Source organism: Paenibacillus sp. FSL R7-0216 (genome assembly GCF_037969915.1).
In the GTDB taxonomy this organism is placed as follows: domain Bacteria; phylum Bacillota; class Bacilli; order Paenibacillales; family Paenibacillaceae; genus Fontibacillus; species Fontibacillus rhizolycopersici.
The window spans coordinates 1,104,518-1,126,786 of the sequence record NZ_CP150222.1; the positions used below are offsets into that span (position 1 = coordinate 1,104,518).

General features: G+C 54.9%; 18 protein-coding genes and 1 pseudogene. 15 read left to right on the forward strand and 4 right to left on the reverse strand.

The window, feature by feature from the left end:
• The first annotated feature begins 9 nt into the window (after nt 1-9).
• From MKZ15_RS04695 to MKZ15_RS04735, 9 genes and pseudogenes are all read left to right on the forward strand, one after another.
• Nucleotides 10-261 (forward strand): zinc ribbon domain-containing protein, encoded by a 252-nt coding sequence (locus MKZ15_RS04695; RefSeq protein ID WP_213623886.1) that lies wholly within the window; start codon nt 10-12, stop codon nt 259-261.
• Between the two features lie 2 nt (nt 262-263).
• On the forward strand, nt 264-545 hold the full coding sequence (locus MKZ15_RS04700; protein ID WP_339820208.1) for a TfoX/Sxy family protein: 282 nt from the start codon (nt 264-266) through the stop codon (nt 543-545).
• Between the two features lie 103 nt (nt 546-648).
• Nucleotides 649-1,935, forward strand: a pseudogene (locus tag MKZ15_RS04705) (alpha-L-fucosidase).
• A 218-nt stretch (nt 1,936-2,153) separates the two neighbouring features.
• Entirely contained in the window at nt 2,154-3,182 is a 1,029-nt protein-coding gene (locus MKZ15_RS04710) for a LacI family DNA-binding transcriptional regulator (RefSeq protein ID WP_193415668.1), read from the forward strand.
• A gap of 40 nt (nt 3,183-3,222) precedes the next feature.
• Entirely contained in the window at nt 3,223-4,680 is a 1,458-nt protein-coding gene (locus tag MKZ15_RS04715; protein WP_339820210.1) for an extracellular solute-binding protein, read from the forward strand.
• Between the two features lie 26 nt (nt 4,681-4,706).
• Nucleotides 4,707-5,585: an ABC transporter permease subunit gene (locus tag MKZ15_RS04720; RefSeq protein WP_193415667.1), complete on the forward strand. Its 879-nt coding sequence runs from the start codon at nt 4,707-4,709 to the stop codon at nt 5,583-5,585.
• A gap of 2 nt (nt 5,586-5,587) precedes the next feature.
• Entirely contained in the window at nt 5,588-6,460 is an 873-nt protein-coding gene (locus MKZ15_RS04725) for a carbohydrate ABC transporter permease (RefSeq protein WP_155608314.1), read from the forward strand.
• Nucleotides 6,461-6,478: 18 nt separating this feature from the next.
• Nucleotides 6,479-7,774 (forward strand): CehA/McbA family metallohydrolase, encoded by a 1,296-nt coding sequence (locus MKZ15_RS04730; RefSeq protein ID WP_339820215.1) that lies wholly within the window; start codon nt 6,479-6,481, stop codon nt 7,772-7,774.
• Nucleotides 7,771-9,021 carry an MFS transporter gene (locus MKZ15_RS04735; protein WP_339820218.1) on the forward strand — a complete coding sequence of 417 codons (1,251 nt, stop codon included), beginning with the start codon at nt 7,771-7,773 and terminating at the stop codon, nt 9,019-9,021. The genes MKZ15_RS04730 and MKZ15_RS04735 overlap by 4 nt, the downstream gene beginning before the upstream one ends.
• Nucleotides 9,022-9,226: 205 nt before the next feature.
• Here MKZ15_RS04735 and MKZ15_RS04740 read toward each other — a convergent pair whose 3' ends face one another.
• Nucleotides 9,227-10,126, reverse strand: coding sequence for an IS1595 family transposase (locus MKZ15_RS04740; protein WP_339820220.1), 900 nt, complete (start codon nt 10,124-10,126; stop codon nt 9,227-9,229).
• Nucleotides 10,127-10,363: 237 nt separating this feature from the next.
• Nucleotides 10,364-11,020, reverse strand: a complete 657-nt coding sequence (locus MKZ15_RS04745) for a YitT family protein (protein ID WP_339820223.1) — start codon at nt 11,018-11,020, stop codon at nt 10,364-10,366.
• Nucleotides 11,021-11,221: 201 nt separating this feature from the next.
• Between MKZ15_RS04745 and MKZ15_RS04750 the strand changes: the two genes are divergently transcribed.
• The 5 genes from MKZ15_RS04750 to MKZ15_RS04770 all read left to right on the forward strand — a co-directional run bounded on the left by MKZ15_RS04750 (nt 11,222) and on the right by MKZ15_RS04770 (nt 18,283).
• A complete protein-coding gene (locus MKZ15_RS04750) occupies nt 11,222-12,514 on the forward strand; it encodes a HAMP domain-containing sensor histidine kinase (protein ID WP_213623890.1) in 1,293 nt (430 codons plus the stop codon).
• Nucleotides 12,511-13,689 carry a substrate-binding domain-containing protein gene (locus MKZ15_RS04755; protein WP_339820227.1) on the forward strand — a complete coding sequence of 393 codons (1,179 nt, stop codon included), beginning with the start codon at nt 12,511-12,513 and terminating at the stop codon, nt 13,687-13,689. Before MKZ15_RS04750 ends, MKZ15_RS04755 begins: the two co-directional genes overlap by 4 nt.
• A gap of 121 nt (nt 13,690-13,810) precedes the next feature.
• Nucleotides 13,811-15,691: a molecular chaperone HtpG gene (gene htpG / locus MKZ15_RS04760; RefSeq protein ID WP_339820230.1), complete on the forward strand. Its 1,881-nt coding sequence runs from the start codon at nt 13,811-13,813 to the stop codon at nt 15,689-15,691.
• Between the two features lie 111 nt (nt 15,692-15,802).
• Nucleotides 15,803-17,284, forward strand: coding sequence for a PLP-dependent aminotransferase family protein (locus MKZ15_RS04765; RefSeq protein ID WP_339820232.1), 1,482 nt, complete (start codon nt 15,803-15,805; stop codon nt 17,282-17,284).
• A 57-nt stretch (nt 17,285-17,341) separates the two neighbouring features.
• A complete protein-coding gene (locus MKZ15_RS04770; protein ID WP_339820234.1) occupies nt 17,342-18,283 on the forward strand; it encodes a D-alanine--D-alanine ligase in 942 nt (313 codons plus the stop codon).
• A gap of 77 nt (nt 18,284-18,360) precedes the next feature.
• Here the strand turns inward: MKZ15_RS04770 and ald are convergent, their stop codons facing one another.
• Nucleotides 18,361-19,494 (reverse strand): alanine dehydrogenase, encoded by a 1,134-nt coding sequence (gene ald / locus MKZ15_RS04775; protein WP_339820237.1) that lies wholly within the window; start codon nt 19,492-19,494, stop codon nt 18,361-18,363.
• Nucleotides 19,495-19,659: 165 nt separating this feature from the next.
• Nucleotides 19,660-20,907, reverse strand: a complete 1,248-nt coding sequence (locus MKZ15_RS04780; RefSeq protein ID WP_339820240.1) for a helix-turn-helix domain-containing protein — start codon at nt 20,905-20,907, stop codon at nt 19,660-19,662.
• A gap of 67 nt (nt 20,908-20,974) precedes the next feature.
• On the opposite strand from MKZ15_RS04780, the gene alr reads away from it, so the two are divergent.
• Nucleotides 20,975-22,153, forward strand: coding sequence for an alanine racemase (gene alr / locus MKZ15_RS04785; RefSeq protein WP_339820242.1), 1,179 nt, complete (start codon nt 20,975-20,977; stop codon nt 22,151-22,153).
• The last annotated feature ends 116 nt before the right edge of the window (nt 22,154-22,269 follow it).

Here is a 22,269-nt window from a genome sequence, read left to right on the forward strand (position 1 = left end):
GTGTTTAAGATGAAAAGTTGTATTGCCTGCGGCATGCCCATGCAAGAGCCGTCCGAGTTCGCCTTAAGCGACACGAATAAGGATTACTGCGTACACTGCGCGAGACCAGATGGTACGATGCAGTCGTTGGAGGAGAAGTTGAAATCTATGACCGACTTTATGGTTCGTACTCAAGGGCTGGACGCTCAGGCGGCCAGGTCCACCGCTCGAAGCCTGATGGCGCGGCTGCCGGCTTGGCAGGAGCAACTACGGGAAGGGTAGGGATGGGAATGGGTACTTTAAAACGGCAACTTCAACTTCAGGACCTCCCTAATATCAGTACGGTAATTACGCGTAATTTGCGGCAAGCCGGACTGAACACGCCGGATCAGCTTTATGCGATGGGCAGCAAAGAAGCCTTTGTAAGAATTAAGCTTCAAGATCCTACGGCATGCCTGAACATGCTTTATGCGTTGGAAGGAGCCATTCGGGGCATACGCTGGCATCATATGGATGCGGAGGTTAAAAGCGAGCTCAAGGCATTCTTTGCAAAGGTAAACCAGTAAGCACTTTCCAAAAACGACATACCTATCGTAAAAACAACATATTTACCGTTCAAACCCCCAAAGCCTATCGTTAGAGAGAAAAATAACATTAGGGGGCATGACGATGCGGCCATGGTTTGAAGATGCCAAGCTGGGAATTTTTATTCATTACGGAATCTACGCGGTCGATGGCGTTTCGGAATCCTGGTCTTTCCATAATGGCGTGATCTCGTATGAGGAATACATGAAGCAGCTGGACGGTTTTACGGCGTCCCGGTTCGATGCGGACCAGTGGGCCGAATTGATCGAGCGGTCCGGGGCCAAATACGCGGTGTTAACGACGAAACATCATGATGGCGTAGCGCTGTTTGATACTCAATACAGCGGCTTGAGCGTGGTGAAGCGAACGCCGGCCGAACGCGACATCGTTAAGGAGTATGCCGAAGCGATCAAGAAACGGGGAATTCGGCTTGGCATGTACTATTCGCTGATCGACTGGTCGCATCCGGACTACCCTAGCGTGTATCCAAGCGGAGTCGTGCCTGAGGATTTGAACCAGGTTAACCGTTTCTCGGAGCCGCTGGACGGCATCCAGGACGAGGAGAGATGGCAGAGCTTCCTAGAGTTCAATCGGAATCAGCTGAAGGAGATTTTAACGAGGTACGGCGCAGTTGATTTACTCTGGTTCGACGGAGACTGGGAACGCAGCGCGGAGCAGTGGGGATTGCCGGAGTTTAAAACTTATCTTCGCTCCTTTAACCCGGATCTCATCTTCAATTCGCGCCTAGCCGGCCATGGAGACTACAAAACGCCGGAGCAAGGGCTGCCGATCACAAGACCCGAAGGACCTTGGGAGTTCTGCACGACGATCAATACGTCTTAGGGTTATCAACCGAAGGACCACAACTATAAATCGTTAAACCAAATGATCCGGATGTTCTGCGACTGTATTTCCATGGGCGGCAACATGCTGCTCAATATCGGTCCCCGCGAGGACGGGACGATCGATTCGAGACAAGTCGATATCCTGCTTGGATTGGGCGATTGGATTCGAACGCACGAAGAAGCGGTGTATGGAACCGCCGAGGGGATCATGACCCGGTATTGGTTAGGCGGAAGCACGCTCAGCAAAGACCGGAGGACGTTGTATCTATTCGTTTACGATGATCCGAAGGAAAGCGTCTGCTTAAAGGGATTATGCAATCCAATCCGCAAAATCACCGTCCTCCATACGGGCAAGGAGCTGAACTATGACATCCATGGCGGTGTGCCTTGGTTTAACATTCCGGGTACGACGTGGATATATATGACGCCGGAGGATTGCCATGCGCAGGTCACTGTCCTGAAGCTGGAGTTTGCCGAGCCCATCGAAATGTACGGCGGATCCGGCGCCGTTGTCACCCATAATTAGAGTTAGAGATTGCGAGACACATTCATATTCTATCGATGAAAAACGGCCGATTGGCCGTTTTTTTTTTTTTGCGCAATTTATCCATTTCAGTTAAACCGGTTTTGCGGTCCGAAGCCCTGCAATTTTACAAACTTCAGACGGGAAGACGAAACGGTTTTAACAAAACCGGTTTAATCTAGGTTCGTACTAGTACGAATTGTAGAGAGGATCGAGTGACCTTGGCAACGATTGATGATGTGGCAAAGGCGGCGGGGGTATCAAAGAGCACGGTATCCAGTGTGTTCAGCAAAAAACGCCCGATCAGCAAGGAAGTGACGGCAGAGGTTCTCCGGGTGGCAAAAGAGCTGAATTACCGGCCAAACTACTGGGCCCGTAGTCTGGTGAACAAAACGACGCGCATCGTCGGCCTGAATATGCGAGGCGAGCAGAAGGCGAAGCTGAACCAGTTTCAGTATTCGCTGCTCAACGGGGTGCTGCCCGTATGTTATGAGCAAGGGTATCGCCTGTTAATCAACAACGTGTCTTCCACCTACAAAAATCAGGTGGAACACATCGCCTCCGATCCGGTGGACGGCGAGATTATCCTTGATGCGGTGATCGGCGATTCCCGAATTGAGGATTGCTTACAGCGGGACCTTCCCATCGTTGTCATCGGTCGTCCGTCGGAGGAGGACGAGTCCCGTGTCTGTTATGTCGACAACGATAATGTCGGTATCGCTGCGAAAGCGACACAGTACCTGATGTCGCTTGGGCACCGTCGCATCCTGTTTCTGAATGCTCCGGCGAACCGTACCGTGGCGGTTGACCGCGGACAAGGCTACCTGAATGCGTTTGAGCAGGCAGGCTTAACGCCTCCGAGGGATATGATCGTACACAAGCCAGACGGCATCACCTCGTCGATGACGTTTGGCTGCGATACGGTGTTGGCCCAACTGCGTGCGGATCCCGGCATCACAGCGGTTCTTGCCGACACCGACTCGATGGCGCTAGGCGTGTACCAGGCCGCGGAGCGGCTTGGCCTAAGCATACCGGAGCAACTGTCCGTGTTGTCCTTCGCTTACGACAGCCCTTTGGCGCAGGAATTTTCACCGCCCCTCACCGGGGTTCGGCTTCATGCCGACCAACTGGGACAGGAGTCCATGCTGCTTTTGCTGGAGCAGCTCGAAACCGGCAAGCGTCTCGCCAAACGAACGCTAATTCCGGCAGAGATCGTGGTACGTGGCTCCTGCGCATCAACCCTAGGATAGGATAGGAATCTAGAAGAGAAACCAAGGAGGAAATCATCCAGTGAAAAGGAAAGCGACTCATCTCATGGCGCTGCTGGCGATTGGTTCGATGCTGTTGTCGGCCTGCGGCGGAAATACACCTAATAACGGTACCTCGGCGAATGGCGGGACGAACGAAACGCAAAACAGCGCTTCAACCGGAGCGCCATCGGAAACGCCGGCAGGGGACATGAAGCTGCGCATCTTGTCCGCCAACGTAGGCGGAAAAACGCCGGAGGAGAACGCCAAATTTGAGCAGGAAATCAAACGGTTAACGGGTATCGACGTGACAATTGAGCGCCCGGCCAGCGACTATGACCAAAAGGTGCTGACAGCGCTAGGTTCCGGTGAGAAATACGACCTCATCGAAGGCAGCGACCTCGGCAAGCTGAACAGCTTCGTCGAACAAGGCGCGCTGACTAACTTAACGGATTTCGTGCAAGGTTCGAGCCAATTGTCAGATCCAAGCGTCGTTCCATCCGCGGAATGGGATCAACTGAAAGGTCAAGACGGTAACATCTACGCCGTATTCTCCAAGTTTCAAGGCGGTACGATGCCGATCGTCCGCAAGGACTGGCTGGACAAGCTGAACCTGCAGGAGCCCAAAACGCTTGACGACTATTATAACGTGCTGAAGGCGTTCAAGGAGCAGGACCCGGACGGTAACGGCAAAGCCGATACATACGGGCTTAGCACCTCCGGCCTGTATGATATTCAAGGCTTCATGAGCGCGGCCGGGTTGAAATATCGTTACGTGCTGAAGGACGGAAAACGGACGATTCCGTATGCGTCGGATGCGGCAATCCCGATGTACGAATGGTTTGCCAAGCTGACTAAGGAAGGCATCATGGACCCGAACTTCGTCACGAACGATACGGGCAAGATGCGCAACCTGTTCCTGACCGACCGCGTCGGCATGGTCACGTATTGGGATGCCTGGGTCGGGATGTTCAACAGCACGCGGAAGGAAGCCGACCCGAACACCACGTTTGAGGCCAAAGCTTTGGCCAGTGCAACAGGACCGGATGGCAGCCTGCTGATGCGCCGCGGGGATCCGGACTACTGGATGATGCCGGTGAATGCCGAGCACCCGGATGCGGCGAAGAAGTTCTTGGAGTTTTGGCACACCGAAGCGGGAATTACGTTGGGCAGCCTGGGGATCGAAGGCGATGATTACACGAAGGACGGCGACCAGTACACACTGACTGCGACTGGCAAAGAGCATAACATGGACCACGGCGTACCGTTCTGGTACAACGAAACCGTGAAGCCGCCGTTCGGCAAGCTGCCGGGGGTTCAAGAAGCGCAGGATCTGGTCAAGCAGTACGCCACTTTGGAGCTGTCCTTGCCGGAGTGGGCCGACGCAGAGAAAATCGTGCAGAATTACGCCCTGAAGGCCATGTCCGGAGAAATGACGGCGGCTGATGCGGTGAGCCAAATGCAGAAGGAACTGAAAGCAGCTAATCTCATCGACGAATAGGCCAAAGATAGGATGTGACGATAACCATGAAAGCTCTTCGAAAACATGCAGCTTTATATCTCATGATGATCCCGGTAGCCATCTATTTTCTCATCTATGGTTATTATCCGCTCGTTAAAGGGCTGCAGGTCAGCTTTCAGGATTATCGACTCATGGGGGACGGTCCATATGCCGGGCTTGCGAATTATTCGCAGGTCTGGCATGACCCGTTCTTCTGGAAGTCGCTGACGAACACACTGGTGATCGGGGGAGGCATCCTGGCTTTCGGTTTTGTCGCTCCTCTGGTGCTAGCGTTGTCCTTAAACGAAGTGCTGCATGCCCGTTTCAAAAAAACAGCCCAAATGGTGCTCTACATTCCTCATTTACTGTCCTGGGTGATCGTCGGGGGAATTTGGATTTTCCTGCTGTCTCCCGATACCGGGCTGGTTAATCTATTGCTGCAGCGCTGGGCAGGCATGCCGCCGATTCATTTTCTGGCTGAGTCATTTTGGGCCCGCTTGGTGATGATCCTCGTGGCGACCTGGAAGGACATGGGCTATAACTGTATCTTGTTCATGGCCGGGATCGTGACGATTAATCCGTCTCTCTACGAAGCGGCGCGCATGGATGGGGCATCCCGCTGGCAGCAGGTTCGTTACGTAACGCTGCCCCAGTTACTGGGAACGATGAAGGTTGTTTTGCTGCTGAATACGATGGGCGTGTTGCGGATCTTTGATCAGGTATTTGTGCTGCGCAATCCATCTACCGCTCCGGATGTCGATGTATTGATGGTGTATACGTTTGAAAAAGGGATCATGAACATGCAGGTCGGCGTAGCCGCAGCCGCCAGCTTTCTAGTACTGCTGTTCACCCTGGCGCTGACGTTGGTCGTGCGCAAATTAACCCGATTTGACGAGGTGGGATAACGATGGGGAGCGAACGCTTCGAACGTTTGGGTTGGAAAAATAAATGGTTTGACGCGATAAATCTGCTTTTTCTGCTGCTGATGATGCTTGTGATGGTCGTTCCTTTTCTCAACGTGCTAGCTTTGTCGTTTTCGTCGGGGCTTGCCTCGATGCAGCCGGATATCGTGCTGTTTCCGGCGGAGTTCAGCGCGGAGGGCTACAGGACGATTTGGGAGAGCCTTGACCTATGGCGGCCGTTCCTGAACAGCGCGATCGTTACCGTAGTCGGAACGATCCTGCACGTACTGCTGTCTTCGCTGGCAGGGTATGTATTAATCCATCCGCATGTGCCGGGAAAGAAGGGGATGATCACGTTTATTCTGCTAACGATGATGATTCCGCAGGAAGCGGTGCTGATTCCGCTGTACGTGGTAAATAAGGATTTTCATTTAATTAATACGCTGACGGTACTGGTGTTGTCCGGGTTGGTGTCCGGGTTTTCGATCCTGCTGATGCGGAACTTCTTCATGGGCATCCCTTACGAGATTGCCGAAGCCGGCCGAATCGATGGGGCAGGAGACTTCTGGATTTTCGCTAGAATTTATTTGCGTTTGGCCGCGCCTGGACTTGCCACCGTGTCGCTGTTTGAGTTTGTCGGACGCTGGAACATGTTTACGGCACCGCTCATTTTCATTAACGACAGCATGAAGTATACGCTGCAGGTCGCGCTGAAGTCGATCATCATCGATACGAGCAGCGTGTCGAGCAATTATCTGGTGACGACCAACGTAAAGATGGCCGGCATCGTGATCGCGATTCTCCCGCTGATTGCGGTATACCCGTTTGTGCAGCGGTTTTTCATGAAGGGCATCATGTTGGGAGCTAGCAAGGAATAGAAAGGATGCTGCTAGGTTATGGCAAAGAATCGGTTGGAGCACCAAGTTCAAATTCAGCTTGTTCAAGAGCAAGAACGGAGTTATCCGGAGGTCGCCTTTTCCGTTCCGGAAGAGGCGGAGTCCATCGAAGTTCAATATCGCTACGAAAAAAACGATCGTTCCGTGGTCGACCTCGGCTTGCGTTCACCGGACCGGATCATCGGTTGGAGCGGCGGGGCGCGGAACGGTTTTCAGATAGGTTTAGAAAAAGCAACCCCCGGTTATTTGGCCGGACCCATCCATCCAGGAGAATGGGCGGTGCTGCTAGGTGCCTATCGGGTCCCTGACGAAGGGATACTGGTAGAGGTTGAAATCACGATTACTTTAAAGCATCCGCATTGGCTTAAAGGCGACTTGCACGCCCATACCGTTCACAGTGACGGAAGCTATACAGTCAGCGAGGCACTGGCCTCCTGCCGGGAGAAAGGACTCGATTTCCTTGCGCTCACCGATCACAACACCGCTTCGCAAAATCGCTTTTCAGTGGCGCAGGAGGAAACGTTGCTGCTGATCCCCGGCGTGGAGATGACTAGCTATAAAGGCCATGCCAACCTGCTCGGGCATCCGGACGCGTTGACAGATTTCCGCGTGTTGACTCCGGAAGCAGCGGCCAAGGAGCTCCGGCAAGCACAAGAGAAAGGCGCGCTAGTCTCGCTGAATCACCCGTTCTGCCCGGACTGCCCATGGGAGCTTGGCTTCGACGTACCTTTCGATGCGATTGAGGTGTGGAACGGGCCGTGGCGGGAGCTCAACGAAACGGCGGTGGCCTGGTGGCAGCAGCGCCTTGCCGAAGGCCAGCGCATCGTGGCTGTCGGCGGCAGCGATACGCACCGAGACGATCCGTTCGTCCGGCACGGAGTGCCAACGGCGCATGTATACGTCGCTGAGGAGACGGTTGCGGCAGTGCTTGACGCCGTAAGGCGTGGTGCGGTGGTGCTGTCTATGGGGCCCGACGATGCCTTCATCACGTTGACGGCCGACGGGGTCGGCGTAGGCGATGAACTGGAGGCAGCGCCCGGACGGGACGATGTAGAGCTGTTGATCACGATTCGCGGTGCACAGGGAGATCGCGTTAGCCTATGGTCGAACCACGGCCTGGAGCAGGAATGGACCGTGGAGGGGGGCGAGCGAAACCTCGTTTGCCGAATGCCAGCGGATCGGTTGTTTTACCGTGTGGAAGCGCGGCGATACTTGCTCGAGTGGGACCTTGAGGTCATGACTTGCCTGACCAATCCGGTCTATATCGCGCAGGGAACCGTAGGCGAGTCCGTATGAAGCCGGCGATCACGGATCCCCATCACGTATCCGGCAATACGACAATGTTGGACCGTCCTGCCAAGGCGCTGTTATCGGTCAACGCGCTGAACGCGTTAGGGAACGCCTTGTCCAACATCTTTATCAATGTATACTGGTACAAATTGACGAATGATATGTCGCAAACGCTGCTGTTCAACCTGGCTTCGTATTTGGTTTGGCTGCCGGCATTCGTAGCAGCCGGCTGGCTCAGCAAGCGCGTGGACCGCACGAAACCGCTGTGGATCGGCAGCGTGGTGCAAATGCTGTTCTACGTCGTCGTTCTCTTGTCGGGAAGCGAATCGCCGCAGTTCCTGTTGCCGCTCGGACTGATGTACGGGATCGGCCAGGGCTTCTACTGGATGTCGATGAACGTCTTATCCATCGACGTGACCGAAGCGGGTAACCGCAACTGGTTCAACGGCATCAACGGCGCGGCTGGCGCGCTGACGGGCATGGCCGGGCCGCTGATCGCCGGTGCGCTGGTCGAATCCCTGCCGTCGATGGCTGGCTACGCCGCCGTATTCCTTGCCAGCCTGCTGTGCTTCGCGCTGTCGCTGGGGGCGGCGCTGTTGCTGCCGAAACAGGCCGCTGCCGGCGTTTTTGAATGGCGCAGCCTGTTTGGGGTGCTGCGACATCGAGAGTGGCGCCACCTGAGCTGCGCTTTTGTTGGCGTAGCCTTCCGCGACGGTGTACTGACGATCGCGATTTGGCTCTGGGTGTTCCTCGCGACCGGCAGCGAGAACGCCACCGGCCGGTTTGCTTTTGCCACAACGTTGCTCTCCGTCGCCAGCTTCTACCTGATCGGCCGCTTCGGCCGCGATCGTTACCGTTGGCGTTACCTCGTCCTCGGCGCTCTGTTGATGGGGGTGTCCCTGCTCGGGATCACCGCGCATCTGGCGGCCTGGACGCTGTTATTGTACGGCGTGATCAGCGCGGTCGCCCGGCCGTTCTTCGACACGCCGTTTAATACGCTAACCTTTAATGCGGTCAGCCGATGGGACCAGGGTGGTCGTCTTCGTATCGAGCTGATGGTTTGGCGAGAAATGGCACTAAGCGCCGGGCGAATCTCCGGCGTTGCGCTGCTATTCGGAATCTATCGGCGAGGAACAGAAGGGCTGGAGACAAGTTTATCGTTGTTCCTCGTTGTCGTTATTGCGATGGGCCTGCTGCCGCTCCTTTTTATCCGGCGAGCGATGAAGGACCAAGGGAAGGTGATAGAAAAATAGAAGATAGATCCTATGTGCCCCCTCCCCAATCCCCTCTGTGCACCCCTTTGCATGATTATCCCGTACGATCAGGCTAAGAGTAATCGAGCTAACTGACAGGGAGCAAAGAAGCTGCCGCCGATGGATGATAACTTCAGAAATTAGGTAGCTGATAAGGAAGTTGAAAGGCAATTAGCCATCCCCGCTGTTGACATGGTGCTATATATCAGGCTACAGCGGAAAGAGGGCGGATCGGATGATGCATGATCAGTTGAGAATAAGGAATTGCCGGAATTGCCACACACAGGCATAGCAATTTCTCGTGCATCACCTCTCTCGCACCGAGCAAGTACAGTCGGCGGCGTAAGGTATACTCGTTCAAATACGCCTGCAAATGCTTTGGTCCCAAGGCTATATATGTACTCTTCAAAGACACCCATGCTTCTCTGACTACTTTCCGCAAGGGTGAATACAGTTGAAAGGCCAGAGGAAACGAATGCACTTCGGATATACGGGCATCCACATGATCATTGATGAAAGCGGTGAGTTCATGACGGGTTGCCCTATTTTCCCTTCCACGCTTATGAGGGATTAGCTGGATTTTGACCTGTTCCGGCTCCCCCGACTCCGTCACCGTACAGCCAGCTATAACAGCCGAGGCATGGGGTTGGGAAAGCTTACACCGGGATGGATCGTAACCATATGTATCGCTATTCACCTTCACATCCCCGCTCAATAGCTCGCGGGCGTCGAATTCGCCAACGGCATGGCGTATTTTGTGCAGCATCAACCAAGCGGTCTTGTAAGTAACCCGAATGACCCGGTGCAACCGCATTGCAGAGATCCCATCCGGGAGCAGGAACAATTCCAGGGCGTGAAACCACTTCAACAGTGGAAGGCGCGTTCCTTCAAAAATGGTGCCAACCAAAGCCGAAGTTTGATGCGCGCACTTTCCGCACTCGAATAGGGGGATACGCCGGGAGGTCAATTGGCTGCAACGCGTGTAGGCACATCTCGGGCAGACAAAGCCGTTCGGCCACTTCATCGCGATCAGCGCCTCCATACAGTCCTGCTCACGATTATAACGGTGTAATGGTTGAACAATGATTCCTGTATTAACCTCCATATTGACGTCCCCCTCCATTAATTTATGCGTACATACGTTCCCATCCTTAGTTAAATTATACCAAACATGTGTTCTTATTTCAAGTTAAAAATCAGGGTAATAATCCCTCTTCTTTTCTTTTTTCTAATCCCCGCCATCCTTGGTGCCCTGATCGATAGGGATAATCATGCAAAGGGGGAGCAAAGGTAGGAGTGGAGGACCGGGAGGCGGAGAGGCGGAGTGGCAGAGTCCTCGACCTCATTTCCTGCGCCAGGCCATGAAATATAAGGGGCGCTTCCCGATGACCGAAGGGGTATGCAGCCATTTGACGATTCGAGTGGACAACCATTGGCAGAGTAAGGCTTGAATGATGATTTTCCAATCGATAACGATAGCCGTCAGAAGAAAAATGCCGCCGTTCATCCAAAACAACGCAGATCCAGGGTTGATCCTCTTCTGCTTGGCAATGGCGAGCGCGACGAAGCCGATTCCGCCGTTCGTCACCCGTTCTCGAAACAGGATGGAAATGCCGATACCTAGAAAGAGAGAACCAATGAACAAGTTAATCCATACGTTGGCAAAGGGGCTATGGAAGTAAACGTCAAAATAATTAACGGATACCGAGGTCACCGTGATGACCATGATGGTCCCGATTGCGCTGATCCGCCCCAAGTAATGGACGGCGAAGAGAAGAAAGGAGATATTGGTCAGCCATAAGCCAAGGCTCATTGGCATCCCGAACCAGTAGTTGAGCAGCACGGCAATCCCTGCGCCACCGCCGGAGGGGATCGAATGGGGAAACAGGAATACTCCCATGGCGAAGCCTTGAATTAAGGAGCCTGCAAAGATATGGGAACTCTTTTGCCATAAACGGCGTAGAAAATAAGCCCGGACCGGGGCGCGATTTGTCGACACTTAAATCATCCTTCAGGAAGATGGAATGGCAGGCTAGTCCTGCTTGTACAGCCTATGCGCCTAAACAGGCAGGCATGCCAAAGACACATCCGCGATCCATGTTTTGTTGCCGGAGAAAAAGGGTTTATGGGGTGAAATATGGAATAAAAGGGATATACATAACAGGGTGAAACCCAATCAGCCGATGAAGGGGGAGCGCGCATGACCATTCTGAAAGATATTATTCTTCAGCTCTTCTTTGCCCATATGCCGTTTGTCATGTATAGCGTGTATTATCGTGATCAGTCCAAGAATTACACGCAAAAATTTATTGCGATCACTAGCATGATTTGTTTGTTCATTTCCATGACTTTCGGGGCTAGCGTGGTCAGCGGCTATTTTTACGACATTAGGTATACTATCATGTTTTTTGGTTTGATCTTTGGAGGCTTGCAGACGGGGTTCGCTCTCTTGGCGGAATTTGTTCTGTTCCGTTTATATATCGGGGGCGACGGTACGTTTATTGCGATGGTGATCATGTTGGTGACGTTCCCGGGTTCTTACCTGCTTTACCGTATTTACCGGAAGTCCGAACGGAAATCACTGGTTTTATTACTGGCTGGTGTGTTCTTCTCCGTAACGCCTCTGTTGTTCGTTTATCTGGAGAATCCGCAATCGGTCATCCGTAACTTGAGCTTTCACTTATTAGTCATTCCGATGCAGAACCTGGTTGGCTGCTGGCTGCTGATTACTCTGTTCAGAAAAGCGGTCACCGATAAGGAGTTGTTCATTAGCTATGCGCAAAATGAGCGGGTACGGGCCATCAGCCACGTTGCGGCTTCGCTGGTCCATGAAGTACGGAATCCACTGACGGCGGTGAAGGGATTTCTTACGCTGATTCGCGATGGCGTAACGGACCGCGGGCGGATTGAGCGCTACATTGAAATCTGCATGAGTGAAATTGCCCGGACGGAATACATTCTGTCCGAGTATCTAGCCATTTCCAAGCCGATTGGCGATAAGCAGGAGCCTACCAACCTTGAGGAGTTGCTGCGGATCACGAAGGATGTCATGAGCCCGTATGCTAACATGCACAACGTGCTGCTCGAAATCAGCCATCCTCCGGAGCCGGTGTGGATTCTCGCCAATCCCGATAAAATGAAGCAAGTGCTCGTAAATTTTATCAAAAATGCCGTTGAAGCGTGCGCCGAAGTGCCGCATGCCCGCGGCAGGGTTACTTTGCGGCTGCAGATCGCAGCTCGCAAGGTCACGTTAACCATCCAGGATAACGGAATCGGCATGACCGAGGAGCAGGCCAAACGGCTGGGTTCGGTCTATTTTTCCACCAAATCCTCCGGAACGGGACTCGGCATGACCTTCTCCTACCAAGCCATTCTCTCCTTCGGGGGAACGGTGAGCGTACAAAGCGAACCCGGCGCGGGGACGAAGTTTACGATCCAATTGCCGATTTATACCCGAGACGTGGAAGAAGCAAGGGAGGCGGTTGAAGCATGAGCAGGCAAGGCGGAGAACTTGTGGTGAAAATCGTGTTGTTCGTATTATTATCCGGGGTGTTTGTATTTCTCGGATTTTTTGCCGGATTAATCGTTTCTATTTCGGGCGGCGCGATATTCTACGCGCCACTGGTGCTGATCGCGACAGCTGTAGGGGTCCTATTTCTGGCCTTCTTCTTGTTCTTGCCAGCACGTCACCGGCGCAAGTTGTATATATCGATGCTTGCAATCGTCGTCTTGGGAGGCTTGACGACGGCGGGTTACGAGATCCGCGAGGCGTATCATCACCGGATTCCGGTCGTCAGCGACCAGGAAGTGAACATGGAGCCGTACCGCCCGTTCGGGGATACAGGCAAGCTGGCATTGCTGCCGGAACCGTCGGATTTGACATTGACGAAGGATCTGCCGCGGATGGACGGGGCAACGGCACTTTATCCGCTGTATGCCGCGTTTGCGCAGGCGGTGTATCCGCGCCAAGAATACGATCTTTATCAAAGTGAAGTCATGGTGAATACAACGCCCGTAGCTTATAAGAATCTCATCGAAGGCCAAGCGGATATCATCTTTGTCGCTGCGCCGTCAGAGGGTCAAAAGGCTGCCGCCCGCAAGCAAGGCAAGGAATTGAAGTTCACCCCTATTGGCCGTGAAGCGTTCGTTTTTTTTGTCAACGCCTCCAATCCGGTGTCCGGATTGACGACGGAGCAGATTCGCGGGATCTACTCGGGAGAAATCACCCGCTGGAGCGAAGTGGGGGGTGGCGGGGGGAGCATCCGAGCGTTTCAGCGGCCGGAGGATAGCGGAAGTCAATCGATGCTGGTCCGGGTGATGGACGGCCGGGAGCTGGCCAAACCTCCCAAGGAGGATGTCGAATCCGGGATGGGCGGCATCATTTCGCGGACCGCGGATTACCGCAATTACAAAAACGCGCTCGGCTACACCTTTCTGTTTTATGCTACCGAGATGGTGCGAAACGGGAATATCCGCCTGCTGAGTATTGACGGCGTGAAGCCGGAGCGGGCGACGATCGCCAGCGGAGAATACCCGTTAGCAGCGGAGTTCTACGCGGTAACGGCAGGCAGCGACAATCCGAATGTGGAGAAGCTGATCGATTGGATTTTGTCGCCACAAGGTCAGTCTTTAGTGGAGCAAACCGGGTATACCCCCCTCTTTCCCTAGAACATATTGACACTCGAATTCTGGATCGATAAACTAAAAAATAGGAATTAGCACTCTGTCCCCCAGAGTGCTAATATATTGTTAGACAAGTTACCCCATGCAGCGAAAGGAGATTTGTTTCATGGCGAAAAAGCAGTTTAAAGCCGAATCGAAAAGATTGCTGGAAATGATGATCAACTCGATTTATACGCAGCGGGAGATTTTCCTGCGCGAGCTGGTTTCAAACGCCAGCGATGCCATCGATAAAATTTATTACCGGGCGTTAACCGATGATCAGTTGGCATTTAACAAGGACGATTACTTTATCAAGATCAAGGCGGACAAGGCAACCCGTACCTTGGTTATTTCCGATACCGGTATTGGGATGACGAAGGACGAGATGGAGAACAACCTCGGCATTATCGCCAACAGCGGCTCGTTTGCATTCAAGAACGAGAATGAGCTGAAGGATGGCCACAACATCATCGGGCAGTTTGGCGTTGGCTTCTATTCCGCGTTCATGGTCGCGGACGTGGTTACCGTCATCAGCCGGGCGCTGGGCTCGGATGAAGCCTATAAGTGGGAGTCCCGGGGGGCTGACGGATATACGATTGAGTCGTGCGAGAAGGCGGAGGTCGGCACAGACATTATTTTGCAGATCAAAGAGAACACCGAAGACGATCAATACGACGAATACCTCGAGGAATACCGGCTGAAGTCGATCGTGAAGAAATATTCCGATTTCATCCGTTACCCGATCAAAATGGACGTCACGAGCAGCCGGCCGAAGGAAGGCAGCGAAGGCGAATACGAGTCGTATACGGAAGAGCAGACCGTGAACAGCATGGTGCCGATCTGGCGCAAGAACAAATCCGAGCTGACGGACGAGGATTATGAGAACTTTTATATGGAAAAACGTTACGGATTCGACAAACCGGTATCGCATATCCATATCAAGGCGGATGGCGCGGTCGTGTACAATGCGATTTTGTACATTCCGGAGACGACGCCGTTTGACTATTACACCAAGGAATACGAAAAAGGGCTGGAGCTGTATTCAAACGGCGTGCTGATCATGAACAAATGCGCCGACCTGCTGCCGGACTATTTCAGCTTCGTCAAAGGGATGGTGGATTCCGAGGATCTCTCGCTTAACATTTCGCGGGAAATGCTGCAGCATGACCGTCAGTTGAAGGCGATCGCGAAAAATATTCAGAGCAAGATCAAGAGCCAATTGCAGACGCTGCTCAAGGATGGGCGCGACAAATACGAGAAGTTTTACGCTTCGTTTGGCCGTCAACTGAAGTTTGGCGTGTACAACGACTATGGGATGAACAAGGACGTGCTTCAGGATCTGCTGCTGTTCACTTCGTCTAAGGAAAAGAAGCTTGTCACGCTAGATGAATACGTCTCCCGCATGCCGGAGGACCAAAAGTATATTTACTATGCCGCCGGCGAATCGGTGGAACGTCTGGAGAAGCTGCCGCAAACCGAGCTGGTGCTTGATAAAGGGTACGAGATTCTGTACTTCACCGACGACATCGACGAGTTTGCGATCAAGATGATCATGAAATACAAGGACAAGGAATTCAAGTCGGTGTCGAGCGGCGACTTGGGGATCGAAGCCGAGGCTTCCGAAGACAAGGCCGATGCGGACGAGAACAAGGAATTGTTCGCGGCGATGAAGGAATTGCTGGCGGGCAAGGTGAAGGAAGTCAAAGCATCCAAACGCCTGAAATCGCATCCGGTCTGCCTATCGACGGAAGGCGAGCTGACGATCGAGATGGAAAAAGTGCTGAATGCGATGCCTGGCGCGGACGGACAGTCGGTTAAGGCGGACAAGGTGCTGGAGCTCAACGTGAACCATGACGTGTTCCAGTCGCTGAAGAAAGCCTACGACATCGATAAGGAGAAGCTGGCTTTGTACACGAACCTGTTGTACAATCAGGCGCTCTTGATCGAAGGATTGCCGGTCAGCGACCCGGTTGAGTTTACGAACGACATTTGTAAAGTGATGCTGTAAGCGGGCAGGGGCCCGAGAGGATGGGAACCACCTTCTTGCGAAAAAGGCGAGAGGGTGGTTCTTTTGTTTTTGGCTTGGAATGTGCCATCATGAGGGTGGGGGCGATAAGTAGTGTTTAATGATTTCAAACTCGTGGCCGAGGCGCCGGTGTATGTGCAGGTGAAAAATTATATCAAACGTCTGATGATGCAAGGGGCTTTGCAGGCGGGTCAACGGCTTCCGTCGACACGGGAGCTGGCCGAGCTGCTAGGGGTTAGCCGGGGCAGCATCATTGCCGCTTACGAGGCATTAACCGACGAAGGACTTGCATACGCGGTTACGGGAAAGGGGAGCTTCGTGGCCGAGGTGTCCACACCAGGGGCACATGCCATCCCGGCCTGGCGAATGGATTGGCATGAACGAATGAACCGGCAAGCCCGGCTGTCCGTGGAGCTCGACCATATGAAACGCGGCAGGCCCGGCCTGCGGGCGGGTAAAGGCAAGATATTGTTTACGAGCATCGCCCCTGACGAACAGCTGTTTGATCTGGAGAATGTAAAACGCGCTTTTTTGGATCGGATGGCCGTGGAAGGCCGGGTCCTGTTGAACTATGGTTACGCCAAAGGATATAAACCGCTCATTGAATATTTGCTTAAATATATGGAACACAAAGGCGTGGATCTAACGGGCAAGGATATGCTGATCACCAGTGGATTTACCGAAGGGCTGGACATCGTCCTGTCGGCAATCGGAAGGGACGACGGATCGGGCGGGCGCATGCTATGCGAAAATCCGACGCACCAGACTGCAATCAAAAATTTGCGGCGGCACGGGTTCGAGATCTCCGGGATTCCGATGGAACCGGACGGCCTGGACTTGGCTGCACTGGAACGGGAACTCAACAAACATGCGTTCGACGGCGCGTTTCTGGTGCCGTCCTACCACAATCCGACCGGCATCGTGACGTCCGCCGAGAAACGGCTGGCCCTGCTGGAGCTGCTTGGCCGCTACCGCGTACCGATCATTGAGGACGGCTTTAATGAGGAGTTGAGGTACTCTGGTTCCCATGTTGCTCCTTTGATCGCGATGGCAGGGCAGGGGAATGGGGTGGTGTACCTGGGGAGCTTCTCCAAGGTGTTGTTCCCGGGCATTCGCGTCGGTTGGGTGTTGGCGGACCGGGAGCTGATCGAGGTGCTGGAGAGCGTCAAGCGGGCGCGCAGCATTCATACTTCGACGCTGGACCAATCACTGCTGTATCAATATTTGCTGAACGGCAACCTGGAGAAATATTTGAAACGGGCCCGGACCGAATACCGGCGAAAATACGAATGGACGAAAGCCTGCTGCGAACGGGAGGTGCCGTATTCCCGGCTGTCAGGCAGCGGGGGCTTGCATTTGTTCCTGGAGTTTCCGGACGGGTTCGATACGTGGGAGTTGCTGGAGCTTTGCGCGAATCAGGGCGTGTTGTTTACGCCCGGAGATATGTTTTACGTGGACGGCAGGGGAAGGAACACGATGCGGATCGGTTTCTCGCGCGTGTCAGAGGAGGACATCGAGAGGGGAATTCGCTTGATCGGCGAAATGGCCGCGAAGCTGCTAGGGGATCAGAATTAGCTGCGGATCGCTTGTTTGCGGCTTGGACTTAAACAACGGTTGAAGGAGAGGAATCGGATGAAAGTAGGGGTAATTATGGGCGGCGTCTCCTCGGAACGCGAGGTTTCGCTGATGACGGGGAAGGAAATCGTGGGGCGGCTGAATCCAAACAAGTATGATGTGGTGCCGATTGACGTGACGAGACGGGAGGAATTAATCGACCGGGTGCGGGGTATCGACTTCGCTTTGCTTGCGCTGCATGGTGCATTTGGCGAGGATGGTACGGTGCAGGGCGTGCTGGAGACGCTAGGGATTCCCTACTCCGGCAGCGGCGTATTATCCAGCAGCTTGTGCATGGATAAGAACCTGACGAAGCGGCTGCTAAGGGCCGAAGGCGTGATTACGGCGGACTGGGCCTATCTGGACCGGGCTAGATTGGCCGACGGATCGTGGGAAAACGAGGTGGCGGGACTCGCGTATCCCCTCTTCGTCAAGCCGAATGCGGGAGGCTCCAGCATTGGCGTACAGCGCGTCGACCGGCCGGAGTTGTTGCGCGGCGTGCTTACGGAGGCGTTCCGTTGGGACGCGTCCGTGATCGTCGAGTCCCTGGTAAACGGCCAAGAGATCACCTGTCCAATCCTGGATGGGGAGCTGCTTCCGGTGTTGGGCATCCAGGCCAATGGGGCGGAGTGGTTCGACTACGAAGCCAAATACAGCGACGGCGGGGCGGAGGAGCGGCCGATAACCTTGCCGTCCGACGTAGAAACGCGGGTCCGGGAGTCGGCGCTGGCCTGCTATCGGGTGCTGCAATGCCGTGTGTATGCCCGAGTCGATATGATCCTCCAAGACGGCATCCCTTACGTGCTTGAGGTGAATACGCTGCCGGGGATGACGGCGAACAGCTTGCTTCCCCGCAGCGCCGCAGCCGCCGGTATGAGTTACGGCGAACTGCTCGACCGGATCATCGAGCTGTCGCTGGTCGAGCGGGGCAGCGGTGTTCCTGCCCTTCATTCTTTATAGACGCGCTGCCGACACAAAAAGAGACCCGCCGCAAAGGAACGGATCTCTTGGATCAAGCAAGCTGCTGCGAAGGTCGCCTAGTTGGCGGGGTTCCCGGCCAGCTCCAGCACCTGCTCGACGGGGACGTACTCGAAGTGCAGGTCTCGTGCGACGGAGGCGTACGTAATCGCGCCGCCGGCGACGTTGACCCCTTTGCGCAGCGCGGCTCGTTCGCTAAGCGCCGCGTAAAGACCCTTCGAGGCGATCTCCAGCGCGTAAGGCAGCGTGGCATTGGCCAGCGCCAGCGTCGAGGTGCGCGGCACCGCGCCCGGCATGTTCGCCACGGCATAGTGGACGACGCCATGCTTCACGTAAGTCGGATCGGAGTGGGTGGTGATCCGGTCGACCGTCTCGAAAATGCCGCCTTGGTCGATGGCTACGTCCACCACGACCGAGCCGGGACGCATTGCCTTCACCATGCTTTCCGTGACTAGCTTCGGCGCTTTGGCGCCGGGGATCAACACCGCACCGATCACCAGGTCGGATTCGCCAACCGCCTCGGCGATGTGCTGCGGATTGGACATCAACGTCTGTACGCTTGCGCCGAAGATGTCTTCCAACTGCCGCAGACGATCCGCGTTCAGATCGATGATCGTCACGTCGGCGCCCAGGCCGATGGCTACCCGGGCCGCATTCGTCCCGACGACGCCTCCGCCGATGATCGTCACCTTACCGCGCTTGACGCCAGGCACACCGCCCAGCAGGATGCCTTTGCCACCCTGCGGCTTCTCCAGAAACTGCGCCCCGATTTGCACCGACATCCGCCCGGCGACTTCGCTCATCGGCGTTAACAGCGGCAGCGTTTTGTTCACTTCGACCGTTTCGTAAGCGATGGCCGTGACGCCATGGTCCTTTAGCGCCTGGGTCAGCTCCGGCTCCGGAGCCAAATGCAAATACGTAAACAGGATCAAGCCTTGTCGGAAAAAGCCATACTCCGACGGCTGCGGTTCCTTTACCTTCATCACCAGGTCGGCGGACCAAGCATCCGCCGCGCCCACGATCACCTTGGCCCCGGCGGCCGCGTATTCCGTATCTTCAAAGCCGCTGCCGGCCCCGGCGTTCGTCTCGATCAACACCTGATGTCCCACGTTCACCAGCGAGTAGACGCCCGAAGGGGTCAGGGCCACCCGGTTTTCATTGTTTTTGATTTCTTTCGGCACTCCAACGATCATGATGTTTCCTCCTCCGTCAATTTTGCTGACGACGATTCCGGCATAAAGCCTATTTTGTCCAGAAATCGGCTAAACCTGTCAATGGATTTGACATCAGTATAGGACAGGAACGGCAGGTTTTGTTTGTGGAGATCGAAGAAAAAAAACCGCCGTGTTTGTGAAATTTCACAAATCGCGGCTGTCGCCGAAACGCTCGGCTTTCAGGTCCAGGTACAACGTTACTTTTTGCTCCATGCTGGCCAGGTCAATCCGGCCGATTTCGGCGATTCGTTTCAGCCGGTAATTCAACGTATTCGCATGAATGTGCAGCGCATCGGCGGCCGTCTTGGCATTGCTGTCATACGTCAAAAAAACTTCCAGCGTATGCAGCAGCTCGCTGTGATGCTCCGAATCGTACGTACGCAACCTGGCCAGCGGGGCGTTAACGTTGCTTCGCTTCCGCGTTTCCTGCCAGATAAGCGGCAGATAGCGATAGTAACCGAGATCGCCGTACATTGCCAAGTCACCCGTTTCCGAGGGGAACCGCCGTTTCACCTGAAGCAGGAGCAACGCCTCGCGGTAGCTGTCCTCCAGTCGTCCATATTCGCTATAGAGACAACCGCTGGCCAGTCCGTCATAATCCACTTTGAAAAAGGAACGCAAGTTCCGCTGGAGAAGTTGGAGTTGGCCTGCGATTCCCTCCATGGAGCCCGCCACGATCGGGGCGCACAGCAGGATCACTTGATTTTTATCGACGGCTCGCAGCACGACCCGGCTGTTGCTGCAGATGGAGGCGAATTTCTCCAGCGCCTGTTGCTGCCAGGGTTCCTTAACTTCGGCGGCAAACTGCAGGATGACCACATGGAATTGCAGGGGGAGAGCGATTCCGATCCGGTGGGCCTTATCCCGGATGAGGGCTTCATTGGTTAGGTGCCCGGTCAGCAGCTGCCAGAAAAAATCCCGATGCGCCTCGTCTTCTTTATGGCGCTGGAGCTGCCATTGCGCCATTTTCGTGCGGGCGGCTCGGGCCGCTTTCATTAACAAGGCCATTTCCCGGTCCGAAAAGGGCTTTTCGGTCTCCAGCACCCATATGAACCCGACAACCCGAGTGCCCGAGCGGATGGTGGTCGCGACCCGTTCGCTCAGCCCCACCTCGCTAATCGCGGCGATGCGGATCGGCGTTTCGCTGTCCAGCAGGCGGGGAATGACGCCGTCCCGCCACAAGCTGCCGATGACTTGATCGGGCACGCGGCGGCCGACGATGGTGGCCAGCCTCGCCGCGTCGGTCTCCGGCACGTGCGAGCTGTAGGCGACCAGGCGGTGGTTCGCGTCTTCGATCGTGACCGGACGGCCCAGCGCTTCGCTGATTTTTTCCGCGAGCAGTTCCAGATTGTCGGAGTAAGGTTCGAATGGGTCGTCCTGATCTTCTCGCATGGGGGGCACCTCCGATACATGGATATTTTCAAAATCATCAATCGATAACGGAAAGAGGTTAAACGCGATGACGACAACGCAAACGAGGATCTACTCATCCACCGGTTACCGCGATACCTGGGCGGAAGTATCGCTGGATGCGATTGCCCATAACGCGGGCCTGTTTCGTAAACAGGCAGCCGAGGGCTGCAGGGTGATGGCCGTGGTCAAGGCAAACGGGTATGGGCATGGAGCCGTACAGGCGGCGCAAGCCGCGATCCGCGCAGGCGCCGAATACCTGGGCGTTGCCCTCGTCGACGAAGCGCTGCAGCTTCGGGCCGCCGGCATATCACAGCCTATTCTCGTGCTCGGCTACACGCCACCGCATGGGGTGGAAATGGCCGTCCGGTACGGGGTTACCCTCACGGTGTATACCGAGGACGTGCTGCGGGAAGCGATCGCTTGCGCGAGAAAACAAGGGCGCGAGGCCCGCATTCATTTGAAATACGATACCGGGATGACCCGGATCGGCTTGCCTTCCGCCGAAGCGGTGACCGGGATGGCCGCACAAGCCGCGGCCGCCTCGCCCTTTGTCGTGCTGGAAGGTTTGTTTACGCATTTTGCCGATGCGGACGGTCCCGATCCGGCGTTTACCTTGGAACAATTCGCACGGTTCGAAGCCTGCATCGACGCTTTGGAAGCCGTCGGCCTGCACATCCCGATCAAGCATTGCTGCAATAGCGCCGCGGCCATGCGCTTTCCGTGGATGCATCTCGACATGATCCGGGTGGGGATCGCGTTGTACGGGTTATATCCTTCCGCGCTGCTGCAGCTGCCGGAATATCCGCTGCGGCAGGCGATGCAGCTGAAGTCGAAAATCGCCTCGCTCCAGCGGATCGAACCGGGCCGCACCGTCGGCTACGGCCGGACGTACCGGGCGGCAAAGGAACGAATCATCGCCACCATTCCGGTGGGGTATGCCGACGGCCTGTCGCGGGCGCTGTCCAATCGCGGTTGCGCGTTGGTGCGCCGGCAGCGGGTCCCGATCATCGGCCGGATCTGCATGGATCAGGCGATGCTGGACGTGACCGAAGCGGATAACGTCCGCGCGGGCGACGAGGTCGTGATCTTCGGCGAAAATGGAGCGGAGGCGTCGATTTCAATCGACGAAGTGGCCGCCTGGATGGGGACGATCAATTACGAAGTCGTTTGTTTGATCGGTTCAAGAGTGCCGCGCGTTTACCCCGACGCTCCACAATTCATGTGATAATAGGTACCATGACTTTGGTATCATAATCCAAGTTTTGGGTTGCGTAAAGAGGAATTTCCTCGGTTTTTCGCGACATACCCCGTGTATGTTATATTACCTAACACAAAACCCCT

Coding starts and splice junctions, on each gene's coding strand:
- MKZ15_RS04695 (WP_213623886.1), top strand. CDS start 10: ATGAAAAGTTGTATTGCCTGCGGCATGCCCATGCAAGAGCCGTCCGAG.
- MKZ15_RS04700 (WP_339820208.1), top strand. CDS start 264: ATGGGAATGGGTACTTTAAAACGGCAACTTCAACTTCAGGACCTCCCT.
- MKZ15_RS04720 (WP_193415667.1), top strand. CDS start 4,707: ATGAAAGCTCTTCGAAAACATGCAGCTTTATATCTCATGATGATCCCG.
- MKZ15_RS04725 (WP_155608314.1), top strand. CDS start 5,588: ATGGGGAGCGAACGCTTCGAACGTTTGGGTTGGAAAAATAAATGGTTT.
- MKZ15_RS04730 (WP_339820215.1), top strand. CDS start 6,479: ATGGCAAAGAATCGGTTGGAGCACCAAGTTCAAATTCAGCTTGTTCAA.
- MKZ15_RS04735 (WP_339820218.1), top strand. CDS start 7,771: ATGAAGCCGGCGATCACGGATCCCCATCACGTATCCGGCAATACGACA.
- MKZ15_RS04740 (WP_339820220.1), bottom strand. CDS start 10,126: ATGGAGGTTAATACAGGAATCATTGTTCAACCATTACACCGTTATAAT.
- MKZ15_RS04750 (WP_213623890.1), top strand. CDS start 11,222: ATGACCATTCTGAAAGATATTATTCTTCAGCTCTTCTTTGCCCATATG.
- MKZ15_RS04755 (WP_339820227.1), top strand. CDS start 12,511: ATGAGCAGGCAAGGCGGAGAACTTGTGGTGAAAATCGTGTTGTTCGTA.
- htpG (WP_339820230.1), top strand. CDS start 13,811: ATGGCGAAAAAGCAGTTTAAAGCCGAATCGAAAAGATTGCTGGAAATG.
- MKZ15_RS04770 (WP_339820234.1), top strand. CDS start 17,342: ATGAAAGTAGGGGTAATTATGGGCGGCGTCTCCTCGGAACGCGAGGTT.
- ald (WP_339820237.1), bottom strand. CDS start 19,494: ATGATCGTTGGAGTGCCGAAAGAAATCAAAAACAATGAAAACCGGGTG.
- MKZ15_RS04780 (WP_339820240.1), bottom strand. CDS start 20,907: ATGCGAGAAGATCAGGACGACCCATTCGAACCTTACTCCGACAATCTG.
- alr (WP_339820242.1), top strand. CDS start 20,975: ATGACGACAACGCAAACGAGGATCTACTCATCCACCGGTTACCGCGAT.